Below are 12,501 nucleotides of genomic sequence, written 5' to 3'. Positions count from 1 at the left end.
GCTTGAAGCCATAATCGAAGACAAGGAGCCGTTGGTCAAGCCGGAGCAGGCGCTTGTTGTAACGCAAATTCTTGAGGCGATTTATGAATCCGCCCGCACCGGCCGGACTGTATATTTTGACGGAACAGAGGATAGTAAGCCCAAGGAAGCGGCTCAAGCGGTGCTGAATAAATAAGACGATAAACGGAGAGGAGTAGTACAATCCATGAAACTTGGCGTATTTATGGTATTGTTCGGCGGGCGCAAGCTGGAGGAAGCGCTGGACTATGTGGCCGAAAAAGGTGTTAAAGCGGTGGAGATCGGCACGGGAGGCAATCCCGGCAAAAGCCACTGCGATCCGCAGCTGCTGCTTGAAGACGAGCGGGCGTTAAAAGAGTTCAAGCATGCGGTGGAGTCGAGGGGCCTGATTATCAGCGCGCTCAGTTGCCACGGCAACCCGCTGCATCCGCAAAAAGCGCTGGCGCAGAAGGACCATGAGGACTTCCAGAACTCGGTCAGATTGGCGGAGAAGCTGGGCGTTCCGGTAGTCAATACGTTCTCCGGCTGCCCCGGAGACCATGAGGATGCGAAGTATCCGAACTGGCCGGTTGCTCCCTGGCCTAATGATTTCCAGGAAGTGCTGAAATGGCAGTGGGAGAATAAGATCATTCCGTATTGGACGGAGGCAGGAGCTTTTGCGGCGGATCATGGCGTCAAGGTCGGCCTTGAGCTGCACGGCGGCTTCTCGGTGCATACACCGGCAACGCTGCTCCGCCTGAGAGAAGCGGTGGGAGACGTCATCGGAGCGAACCTGGACCCGAGCCATATGTGGTGGCAGGGCATCGACCCGGTGCAGGCCATCCATGTGCTGGGCCGGGCCGGAGCGATTCACCACTTCCACGCCAAGGATACGGTTATCGATCCGGTCAACGTGAACAAGTACGGCCTGACCGATATGCAGACCTACGATAACATGCTGGACCGCGCCTGGCAGTTCCGTACCGTCGGCTACGGCCATGACCTGAAGACCTGGGCGGACATTGTCAGCGCCCTCCGTCTGGTTGGCTATGATTATGTCGTCAGCATCGAGCATGAAGACGGGCTGATGTCGATTAACGAAGGCTTCTCCAAAGCGGTCGACAACCTGAATCAGGTGCTGATTCAGGAGCAGCTCGGCGAAATGTGGTGGCTGTAAGGGTTCGTATTCGAACAGACCGGGGCAGTTTAAGTCTGCCCCGGTTTTTTTAAATTACGGGCCTTTCGAATGAAAGGGGATTACAGTTGTGGGAAATCATACATGGTGGAAAGAAACGGTGGTCTATCAAATCTATCCTCGCAGCTTTCAGGATACGAACGGAGACGGAATCGGAGATTTGAAAGGAATCATCTCCAGACTGGATTATTTGCAGGAGCTTGGAATCGGGGCGATCTGGCTGTCTCCGGTATGCAAATCGCCCCAGGACGACAACGGATACGATATTTCCGATTATCAGGACATTGACCCGATGTTCGGCTCTCTGGACGATATGGAGCTGCTGATTGGGGAAGCCCGCAAACGGGATATTCGCATCATCATGGATTTGGTGCTTAACCATTCATCCGACGAACACCCCTGGTTTCTGGAAGCGAAGAAGGGCAAGGACAATCCGTATCATGATTACTACGTCTTTAGGGACGGCGTGGAGGGAACACCGCCCAACGATTTGCGCAGCATCTTCGGCGGGTCCGCATGGGAGTGGGTGCCGGAGCTAGGCCAGTATTATCTGCATCTGTTCTCCGTGAAGCAGCCGGATCTGAACTGGGATAATCCCAAGGTCCGGGAAGAAATTTACAATATGATTAACTGGTGGGTCGACAAGGGCATGGGCGGTTTCCGGCTCGACGTCATCGACCTGATCGCCAAGGAGCCCGACCGAAAAATCACCGTCAACGGCCCGAACCTCCATAAGTATATTCAGGAGCTAAGTCGGGAAACGTTTCAGAAGGGGGATCTGCTGACGGTAGGGGAAACCTGGGGAGCCACCCCGGAAATCGCCAAGCTGTTCAGCAATCCGGACGGCAGTGAACTTTCCATGGTGTTCCAGTTTGAGCATATCTGCCTGGATGAGCAGGAGGGGAAGGGAAAATGGGACCTTGCGCCGCTCGATTTTCTGAAATTAAAGCAGGTATTGTCCAAATGGCAGACCGAGCTGAAGGGCGAGGCCTGGAACAGCCTGTTCTGGAACAACCACGATCTGCCGCGCATCGTCTCCCGCTGGGGGAATGACGGGCAATACCGCGTGGAGTCGGCCAAAATGCTGGCTACCCTCCTTCATGGAATGCAGGGCACTCCGTACATCTACCAGGGTGAGGAACTGGGCATGACGAATGTGAAATATCCAATCGAGGATTACCGGGATATCGAGCTGCTGAACCTGTATAAAGAGCGGATCGAAGGCGGATACGCTCACGACGATATTATGGAGTCGATTTACGTCAAAGGCCGCGACAATGCGCGTACGCCGATGCAGTGGGATGCTGCCGCGAATGCGGGATTCACGGCGGGCCAGCCCTGGATTCGGGTCAATCCGAATTACACGGAGATCAATGCCGCGGCCGAACTCAAGAACCCGGACTCTATCTTCCATTATTACAAGAAGTTGATTCGGCTGCGCAAGGAGCATGACGTAATCGTTTACGGGGATTACAGGCTGCTGTTCCCGGATGATAAGGATATATATGCCTATACCCGCAGCCTGGACGGGACGACGCTGCTTGTGCTGTGCAATTTCTACGGCAATACCGTTTCGGTCGATTTGCCGGCAGAGCTTGCCGGAGACAAGGAGCTGCTGATTTCCAACTACAGTGAGATTACAGCCGAAGGAACGCTTCGCCCTTACGAGGCAAGGATGTACCTGCTGAAATAAGTTTTAGACAAGAAACGCCTCCCTGAATCGGTTTACAGGTTCTACGGAGGTATTTCTTTGTGTACGGCGAATTCTATTTACAGTAAAAAAATAGGGAACTGGCGGTGGGGATATGGAGAGCAGCACGAAATCGAAATTGACGGAAGAAGAGCGGAGCAGGCTGGCTGAGGCGGCTTTTGGCAAAGGGACGGCTGTCCTGAGAACGGCTGAATTGACGGGCGGATTTTTCAATGCCGCTTACGAGCTTGTCCTTGAAGGCGGAAGGGAGGCTATCCTGAAGATCGCTCCATCGGACAAGGTGGAAATGCTGAGCTATGAGCGGAACATTATGCGCACGGAAGTGGAAGCGCTTCAATTTGTCAATGCGGCAGGTGTCGCTCCGGTTCCGGAGGTCTACGCCCATGACGACAGCCGCTCGCTGATTCCGTATGAATATTTTTTCATGGAAAAGGTCAAAGGCCGTCCCTACAACGAGGTCAGGGAAGAGCTGGCGGCGGACGAGAGGGCGGCAATCGAGCGGGAGCTGGGCCGGTATAACCGGCAGATCAACGAGGTTCGCGGCGGACGGTTCGGGCTGTTTCTCCATCCGCCCGGGAAAGCGCCGGGCACATGGAGGGAAGCGTTCTCCGGCCTGATCGGCGACGTGCTGGACGATGCCTCACGGCTGGGCGTCTCACTGCCGATTGGCCGGAAAATGCTGGAGCAGGGCATTGCGAGGCTGCTGCCCGCGCTGGATGAAGTGACGGAGCCGCGGCTGGTGCATTGGGACCTGTGGAATGGGAACATCTTTGTGGACAATGGTCATATCACCTCGCTGATCGACTGGGAACGCGCGCTGTGGGGTGATCCCTTGATGGAATATTATTTTCGTCCTTTTGAAAGCTCCGAAGCCTTCCGCGAGGGATATGGCACTGTATTCGACAGTCCGGGCGCACAGGCGCGCAAAGAACTGTACGATCTGTATTACAATTTAATCGCCGTTATCGAGTACGATTTCCGGGGTTATAACAGCAGCGAGCATTGGAACGGGGTGAACTCCAACCTGCTGGAAGGGTGGGACAGGTTTACGAAAATATAGCTCGTTAACAACGCGGAGCAAGCGCCGGACCTTACCTAAGACCCGGCGCTTGCTTTCTTGTGTTCATGAAGAAGCTGCGCCTCTGGAGTGAAACAGACAGTACAGCATAATGGCTTGCTGGACATACAGAAGGCATTGTTTAAATCCATAGCCGGCAAAATAATCCGAGTCAATGGCATCTGCACCCACCTCTTCCCCTCTGAAAAAAGGCGGGCACGGATTAAGCAGCGCCCCGGGCTTTGCCTGCTGCACCCGCTGCAAATCCAGTTGGTACTTCGCTATGTATTCTGCCGTCCGGTATTCTTCAGGCAACGAATCAGTCAGCAGGATATCGCTATCCGGTACAATCGCGTCCAGGCGGGTATGAAAGGTATAGTTGGCGGTTTCCGGCCCCAGCGCATTACCCTCGGCGCAGACATGGTGGAACTTTAGATTCATCGTCTTCGCCATGCTCATCCAGGTCCGGCTGATGTTGCCCGCAGGACCGACAAAGGTATAGACCAGCTCCTGGTAATCCGGCCTCCGCCTGCTGATCGCATAAAGATCGGACATGATTTCGCACGGATGGTTCTCCGAGGTCATGGCATTGATGACCGGAATTGAAGCATGCCGCGACAGCTCCCGAAGCTTGTAAAGGTCAGGGTGCCGAATCACAGCGGCGTCGGCCCAATTCTCCATATAACCCATGACATCGGCGAGCTGTTCTCGCTTGTTTAGCGCTTCCGGGGACACATAAATATACTTGCCGCGAAGATCGCGGATGCCTCTATCGAAGCTTACTCTTGTGCGAAGGCTCGATTCAGGGAACAATAACAGAAACGTTTTTCCTTGAAGCAGTGGTTGTTCCCGGTTCTGACAAAGCCGGTCGGTTAGATCAAATATATCCTGAATCTGTTCCGGCTTCCAGTCTCCGATATCCAGAAAATTCAAGCGGATCACTTCCTTTTTTTCAAAGTATCGGTAACAACATATGTAATGAAAGATAACAATTTTGTTGCGGCGCACAGTATATTGCGGAATTAATTAAAAATTAAATTAAAGGGTGTCATTTATATTGACATTCTTTCACCCCCGATAGTATTATTATCGCAAATAACTGCTGCAAAGAAGATGGAGATTGTGAATTTTTTTTGGTTATCCGGAAAAGGTTTACCTGTTGCTTGCCCGCCGTCTGCCTGAAGTTGGAAGAAGCGGCATAATGAAGGTCTCTCTTTTTTTGAGAAACAGGAAAAGGTTTACCTAATCATGGCAAAAGGGGGTGAAGGAAGAAAATGACAGTTACGATCAGGGACGTTGCCAGATTGGCGGAGGTATCTATTGCCACCGTATCGCGGGTGCTGAACCGAAGCAAGCCTGTCAGTCCCGAGCTGGAGGAAAAGGTCATGAAAGTGGTGGACGAGCTTGGCTTCAATCCGAACCCCGTAGCCCGCACGCTGATTATGAAGGAAAGCCTGCTGATCGGCGTCCTGATTCCGGATGTCTCCAATACTTTTATTTCGATGTTTGTCCGCGGCATTGAAGAGGAGCTCTTCCAGAACGGGTATACGGCGCTCCTCTGCAATACGAACAGCGACACGAAGATTGAACTCCACTATCTGGACCTGCTTCGGAAAAAGTATGTGGACGGCATCGTGCTACTAACCTCCGCGCCTAAGCCGGAGCAAATTCAATTTTTCAAAAAACATAAGATTCCCGTTATTTTCTCAAGCCATACGGATAAGGACAGCCGGTTCTCCTGCATTAACATTGACGATTACCAGGCCAGCTATGACGCCGCCCGCTATCTTATCGGACTGGGTCACCGGAGCATTGCCTTTTTCTGCGGGCCGATGGAGTATTACCAGACTATCCGGCGGTTTGACGGGTACAAGCAGGCTTTAGCCGATCACGGCGTTGATTACCGGGCCGAGTGGGTTTTCGATAAGGACTATGACATTGATTCGGGATACAATAGCGGGATGGAGCTGTTTGCCCGGGAGGATCGCCCAACGGCGATCTGCTGTGTCAGCGATATGGTCGCAATCGGGGCAATCCGGGCGGCGGAAGACAGCGGCCTTGGCGTTCCGGAGGATGTGTCCATTATGGGCTTTGACGATATTCCGATAGCGGGCGCCTCCCGGCCGAGAATTACGACGGTTCGCCAGCCGGTCTATGAGCTGGGAACCCGGTCGGCGCAAATGCTGCTCCGTCAGATTCGCGGCAAGGAGCAGTACAAACGAGAAGCCATAGTTCTTCCTCATGAAATCATCGAGAGAGAAAGCTGCCGGGCGTTAACCACCTGACCTTTTAGACTAACTTACCATTTGAGGGAGAGATAAGCGATGACTAAGAAATTGGGACTTCTCGTACTTTGTATGATGTTGATGCTGGCGCTTACGGCTTGCGGCGGCAAGGCCGGTTCCGGGGCGGACAATACAGCCAGCGGGACCAATGCGGGCGGCAATACCGGAGGGGAAACAGCGGCTGAGGGAACGGAGGAATTAACGCCGGAACCGGGGGCGGAGCTGAAATTCTGGACGATCAAGGATGGTTACAGTGATTACGCAGTTCAGGAGTTTGAAAAGAAATACAACATTAAAGTAACAGTAGAAGACGTTGCCTACTGGGACAGCGTAGCCCGGATGTCAACGGATGGACCGTCCGGTACGGGAGCCGATGTATTCGGAATGACGAACGACTTCCTTGGAGGGGCTGTCAATGCCGGCCTTGTACTGCCGAACGATTATTTTGAAGAGGATACCAAAGCCATCAATCGCAAGTTGGCTGTCGATGCATCGACATTTGAGGGGATTCTGTACGGTTATCCCCGTTCAGTATATACGTACGGGCTGTATGTCAATAAAGATCTGGTAAAGGACGCCAAGCTGGATACATGGGACGATGTCATTGCGTTCTCCAAGAAATTTAATGACGTTAAGAACAATAAATTCGGCTTCATGTTTGATAGCGGCTCCTTCTATCTCTTTAGCTTTCTGACCGGTTACGGCGGGTATATATTCGGAAGCAATGAAACAGACCCGAATGATATCGGCGTTAACAATGAAGGAGCGGTTAAAGGCATGACATTCTTCCAATCGCTAAAAGATATTTTACCGTTCAAATTGACCGACATGACCAGAGACGCCAAGAATGGACTGTGGGAACAAGGAAAGCTGGCGATGAACCTTGACGGCAGCTGGGAAATCGGCAAATACAGCAAGCTTCCGTTTCAAGTAGCTGTTATCCCGATGCCCGCCATGCCGGAGGGGAAGAATCCGGTTACACTGGCTGGAACCACCTCGTACTACGTAAGCGCGTATTCGAAATATCCGAATGCAGCGAAGTTGTTCGCCAATTTTATTACCTCAAAGGACATGCAGGTTAAAGATAACGAATTAATCGGCTCGATTCCGGCTGCCGAAGGAATCAGCGACAGCATCAGACAAGATGATGTCATGCAGGGTTTCTTGAAACAGATCGATAACAGCCGGATGTGGTCAAGCTTGCCGGAAATGCAATACTTTGGGCAATATATGGACCCGGCATTTGATGCGGTCTGGAACGGAGCCGATGCCAAGGCCACGCTCGACAAAGCTGCGGAAGGCATGAAGACCAGTATTGCGGAGAACAAGAAGTAAGTCAGTCTTATAGAATTTGAAAAAACATAAGGGGTCATCCGTCGCTGACGGGTGACCCCCTCACGAAGATAGGAGTTGAAAGGAGATGCAGCAGCTGGCGACTCGGAGGGAGTATCCCGAACATTCCAAACCGTTCAGAAAAAAGGCCGCCCTGCTATCGGTGATCGCGCTGGGACTGGGCCAGCTTTATAACCGGCAGTATGCCAAAGGAATTCTCATGCTCGCGTTTTATGCGTATGGCGTATTTACTGCCGTGACGAGTCTCCCCCACGCGCTGTGGGCTCTTTCCACGCTTGGCGAAACGGAAACCCATCTGCAAAAAGTCGGGAAATTGTACAAGCAGGTCTTGGGTGACCATTCTATTTTTTTGATGGTGGAAGGTCTCATTACCGTATTCATTATGATAGTGCTGGTATGGATGTACATCGCCGGGATCAAGGATGCGTACCAGACCGGCAAGCTCCGGGAAGAAGGCGTACAGCCGAATACGTTCAATCAGACGCTCAGCTTTGTGATGTCTTACCGCTTTCCGCATATCGTACTGGCAATTCCGATGCTCGGTGTCGTGTTCTTCACGGTGATGCCGATCATTTTTATGATCCTGGTGGCCTTTACCGACTTCACGCGGGAAACCATGCCGCCGGCCCATCTGATCAACTGGGAAGGATTTGAGGCGTTCTGGGGGATTCTGCGGAACAAGGCGTGGAGCCATACCTTTTACAGTGTGACGTTATGGACGTTTATCTGGGCGTTCTTTGCAACCGTCACGGGCTATTTCGGCGGATTTGCGGCGGCGCTGCTTGTGCAGTCCAAAGGAATCCGGTTCAAGCCGTTCTGGCGGACGGCTTTCATTCTGCCCTTTGCCATCCCGATGTTCGTCTCCACCCTGATCATGCGCAACATTTTTAACGGACAATTTGGACCCGTCAACCAATATTTGGGGATGCTCGGCATCGCTAAGGCTCCCTGGCTGTCCGATCCGCTCTGGGCCAAGATCACGCTCGTCCTGGTCAATTTCTGGCTGAGCTTCCCGGTCTCCATGCTGATGATTATCGGCATCCTGTCCACCATACCGAAGGATATGTATGAAGCGGCGGATATCGACGGGGCGAGCGGCACCCAGAAGACGCGCCTTATCACCTTTCCGATGGTGATGTATTCGATGGCGCCGCTGATTATTATGCAATTTGTGGCGAATATCAACAACTTCAATATTGTATATCTGCTGACGAACGGCAAGCCGCTTAACGGCGACTTCCAGTTCGCCGGACATACCGACATTCTGATCACCTGGCTGTTCAAGCTGTCCATGGAGCAGGGGAAATACAACTATGCGTCGGTCATCGGAATTTTCATCTTTATCGTGCTCTCCGTATTCGCCGTATGGAATGTCCGCCGCACCAAGGCGTTCAAGGAGGAGGATGCCTCATGAAACCCGGTAACAAAGCGAGAACGACGATCCGGCTTTCATTCAGCTATATCGCGCTTATTCTTCTGACAGCCTTCTGCGCCTATCCGGCCCTGTGGGTGCTGATGTCTTCCGTTCGTACCGGAGACGCGCTGTTCAGCGATACGATCCTGCCGACCGCTTACACCTTCAGCCATTATACGGAATTGTTCGCCAAGCATCCGTTCGGTGTCTGGTACATGAATACGCTGAAAATTGCGGTCTCCAGCATGATTCTCGGGACGATACTCACCCTGCTCACAGGCTACACTTTCTCGGTCTTCCGTTTTACCGGCCGCAAAAATCTGATGAGCCTCCTGCTGGTGCTCGGATTATTCCCCGGGTTTATGAGCATGATCGCGATCTATATTCTGCTCAATCAGATGAATCTGCTGAATACGCACACGGCTGTCATCATCGTGTATGCGGCCGGAGCGCCGCTGTATTTTCTGTTCGCCAAGAGCTATTTCGACACGATTCCCCGAAGTCTTGTCGAAGCCGCGCGGATTGACGGAGCCGGGCATATGCCGATTTTCTTTCGCATCGTGCTTCCGCTGTCGACTCCGCTCATTGTGTACACCGCGCTTATGACATTTACGGGGGCGTTCACCGATTTTATCTTCGCGAAGCTGGTGCTGCGTTCACCGGACAAGAAGACGCTTGCTGTCGGCCTGTTCGACATGATCGGCGACCGCTTCTCGAATGAATTTACAATGTTTGCCGCAGGCTGCGTACTCGCCGCCGTTCCGGTGACCATCCTGTTCATCCTGATGCAGCGCTTCCTGGTAGAAGGCTTGACCGCCGGGGCGGACAAGGGATGAGTGAACGCACGCAGGCAGCCGAATTGGCTCAAGACCTTTTAACGAATAGTAACGCTCAACTTATGCTCAGGAGGATCAAGACATGTTAACCAGCGAACAGATCAGTCCCGATAAAATAGCGGCCGATTACACATCGGCGTTCACCGAGACGCTGGGATGCGTCCAGGCTGCTGTACTGCAAGACGGGCTTGTGCTCTTCACCTGCGAGAATGGCAGGCTTGCCGTCGGAGGGCTCCGTACCGGAATCATCCGGGTCAAGCTGCTGGCGGGCGCGGGTCCGGGGGACCCCATCCCTATGCACACTACGGCGGCGGTTATCCGGGAAGAGACGAATCCCGGCGGGAGAGAAGCAGAGCCGAAGCTGCGGGACACCGGGTTGTCCTATATGATCGAAACGGCCGGGATGATGGTGGAAGTCGTCAAACAGGACAGCAGTCTTCGCTTCCTGAATGAGTCCGGGCAGATTCTGGCTCATAATCCGCTGCTTGCCTGGAAGGAGGACAAGGCGGCGACCGCTCTGTTCCAGGCTGCGGAGAATACGCATTATTACGGGCTGGGAGAGAAGACGGGCTTTCTGGACAAGCGGGGAGAACGTTATGAAATGTGGAATTCCGATAACTTTTCTCCGCATGTGCCGGAAATTGAAGCGCTGTACCAGTCGATTCCTTTTCTGATTGTAATTGAGCCGGGGAATGCCTACGGGATCTTCCTGGACAATCCGGGGAGATCGGTGTTCGACATGCGCGCCTCGGAGCAGGCGTTCACGGTGCAGACGGAAACGGGCGGAGTGGATTATTATTTCATCGCCGGACCCAAGATCAAGGATGTGGTAGGGCGGTATACCGCCCTGACGGGCCGGATTCAGTTGCCGCCCCGTTGGTCCGTAGGATATCACCAGTCCCGCTACAGCTACATGGATCAGGAAGAGGTACTGGAGCTGGCACGCACTTTCCGGGAGAAAGAAATTCCGTGCGATGTCATCCACCTGGACATTCATTATATGGACGAATACCGGGTCTTTACGTTCGATCCGGTCCGGTTCCCCGACCCGAAAGCGATGATTGCGGAACTGAAAAGCCTTGGCATCCGGATTGTGCCCATCGTTGATCCGGGGGTCAAGCTCGATCCGGACTATTACGTCTATCGAGAAGGGGCGGAATCGGACTTCTTCTGCATGAAGCCGGACGGTTCTCCCTTTACCGGTCCGGTCTGGCCGGGCCAAAGCGTATTCCCCGACTTCACGGAAGCGAAGGTTCGCGAATGGTGGGGGAGCCTTCACCGGTTCTTCGCGGAGATGGGGATCGAGGGCATTTGGAACGACATGAACGAGCCCTCCGTCTTCAACGAATGCAAGACGATTGATCCGGATGCGCTCCATGGCAATGACGGCCATCCGGCAACGCATCAGGAGATTCACAATCTGTACGGCATGATGATGTCCAAAGCGACCGCGGAGGGGATGGCGAACCAGCTGGGCGGACGCCGTCCATTTGTCCTCTCGCGGGCCGGTTACGCCGGAATCCAGCGCTATGCGGCTGTCTGGACGGGCGATAACCGCAGCTATTGGGAGCATATGGCGCTTGCGATGCCGATGGTGCTCAATCTGGGGCTGTCGGGCATAGCCTTCGCGGGTCCCGATATCGGCGGCTTCGGCCACCACACGACGGGAGAGCTGCTGGCGAGATGGACGCAGATGGGAGCGCTGTTCCCTTTTTGCCGGAATCACAGCATGCTGGACACGGTTCGCCAGGAGCCCTGGTCCTTCGGAACCGAAGTGGAGGACATTTGCCGGGAATACATCAATCTGCGCTACGCCTTGATGCCGCTGATCTTTTCCGTATTCCGGGAGGCAGCCGAGACGGGGATGCCGGTCATCCGGCCGCTGCTGCTGGAATACCCGGACGATTCCAATACAGTGAACCTGTGCGATCAATTCCTGCTCGGAGATCAGGTGCTGGCGGCTCCCGTCTATCGGCCCGATACGTATCACCGTGTCGTCTACCTGCCGGAAGGCAACTGGTTCGACTACTGGACGGGCGAAAGAAGAGAAGGGGGGGCCCACATTATGGCCCATGCCCCGCTGGACACGCTGCCGCTGTACGTCAAGGAAGGAGCGATTATCCCCCGTACCGCACCCGCCGCATCAACCGAATTTCTGTGCTCGGAGGAGCTGCTGCTGGATATTTATACACCGGAGAATGGCGAAGGCTCCTTTGACCTGTACGATGACGACGGAACGACTTATGCGTTCAAGGACGGCTCCTGTAATCTGCACCGGCTGACGGTGGAAGGGACGGAGGAATCTGTAACCTTGCGTGTTCATCCCGCTTGTCTCGGTTATGACGGGGGCTGGAAGAAGTGGACCGTAACGTTCAAGCATCTAGGGTTCGCCGGGTGCCGCCTGGATTTCGGAACTGAAGCGTCTGGCCGTGAAGAACTGGAGGCGCTCGACCAAGGCTGGCACTTCGACAGCACCGCCGGTGAACTGACCGTGGTGATGGAACAGCCTTCGGAGGATGTGGAGCTGGTTGTCAGAGGTTTATAAAGCATGGAGCGGCATGGAATAAGGCGAATTTGCCGCCAATGAAATCGGGTTCTGAACTGTTTTGCGGTTGTTACTCTTAGGCCCCCCAATTAAACTGGAGTCTCCCCA

9 protein-coding genes are annotated in these 12,501 nt (G+C 53.7%); 8 read left to right on the top strand and 1 reads right to left on the bottom strand.

Going from position 1 to position 12,501, the window contains the following annotated elements; all coding sequences use genetic code 11:
- Window positions 1–205: 205 nt before the first annotated feature.
- The 3 genes from L692_RS0124725 (at window position 206) to L692_RS30135 (ending at window position 3,963) form a co-directional block, all read left to right on the top strand.
- On the top strand, window positions 206–1,174 hold the full coding sequence (locus L692_RS0124725; RefSeq protein WP_025702604.1) for a sugar phosphate isomerase/epimerase family protein: 969 nt from the start codon (window positions 206–208) through the stop codon (window positions 1,172–1,174).
- Window positions 1,175–1,262: 88 nt separating this feature from the next.
- On the top strand, window positions 1,263–2,885 hold the full coding sequence (locus L692_RS0124720; protein WP_025702603.1) for a glycoside hydrolase family 13 protein: 1,623 nt from the start codon (window positions 1,263–1,265) through the stop codon (window positions 2,883–2,885).
- A gap of 112 nt (window positions 2,886–2,997) precedes the next feature.
- Window positions 2,998–3,963 carry a phosphotransferase family protein gene (locus tag L692_RS30135; RefSeq protein ID WP_025702602.1) on the top strand — a complete coding sequence of 322 codons (966 nt, stop codon included), beginning with the start codon at window positions 2,998–3,000 and terminating at the stop codon, window positions 3,961–3,963.
- Window positions 3,964–4,026: 63 nt separating this feature from the next.
- On the opposite strand, the gene L692_RS0124710 is transcribed toward L692_RS30135, so the two are convergent.
- Window positions 4,027–4,893: an ornithine carbamoyltransferase gene (locus L692_RS0124710; RefSeq protein ID WP_025702601.1), complete on the bottom strand. Its 867-nt coding sequence runs from the start codon at window positions 4,891–4,893 to the stop codon at window positions 4,027–4,029.
- 341 nt (window positions 4,894–5,234) lie between these two features.
- On the opposite strand from L692_RS0124710, the gene L692_RS0124705 reads away from it, so the two are divergent.
- The 5 genes from L692_RS0124705 to L692_RS0124685 all read left to right on the top strand — a co-directional run bounded on the left by L692_RS0124705 (window position 5,235) and on the right by L692_RS0124685 (window position 12,393).
- Window positions 5,235–6,245, top strand: a complete 1,011-nt coding sequence (locus tag L692_RS0124705) for a LacI family DNA-binding transcriptional regulator (RefSeq protein ID WP_025702600.1) — start codon at window positions 5,235–5,237, stop codon at window positions 6,243–6,245.
- Between the two features lie 39 nt (window positions 6,246–6,284).
- Entirely contained in the window at window positions 6,285–7,580 is a 1,296-nt protein-coding gene (locus L692_RS0124700) for a sugar ABC transporter substrate-binding protein (RefSeq protein ID WP_025702599.1), read from the top strand.
- An 85-nt stretch (window positions 7,581–7,665) separates the two neighbouring features.
- On the top strand, window positions 7,666–9,012 hold the full coding sequence (locus tag L692_RS0124695; RefSeq protein ID WP_025702598.1) for a sugar ABC transporter permease: 1,347 nt from the start codon (window positions 7,666–7,668) through the stop codon (window positions 9,010–9,012).
- A complete protein-coding gene (locus tag L692_RS0124690) occupies window positions 9,009–9,848 on the top strand; it encodes a sugar ABC transporter permease (RefSeq protein ID WP_025702597.1) in 840 nt (279 codons plus the stop codon). Before L692_RS0124695 ends, L692_RS0124690 begins: the two co-directional genes overlap by 4 nt.
- A gap of 82 nt (window positions 9,849–9,930) precedes the next feature.
- Window positions 9,931–12,393 carry a glycoside hydrolase family 31 protein gene (locus L692_RS0124685; protein WP_025702596.1) on the top strand — a complete coding sequence of 821 codons (2,463 nt, stop codon included), beginning with the start codon at window positions 9,931–9,933 and terminating at the stop codon, window positions 12,391–12,393.
- The last annotated feature ends 108 nt before the right edge of the window (window positions 12,394–12,501 follow it).

The organism is Paenibacillus forsythiae T98 (assembly GCF_000520735.1).
GTDB classification, from domain to species: Bacteria; Bacillota; Bacilli; order Paenibacillales; family Paenibacillaceae; genus Paenibacillus_AQ; species Paenibacillus_AQ forsythiae.
Note: the sequence above shows the minus strand (reverse complement) of the source record. Positions and strands in the feature narration are given on the sequence as shown.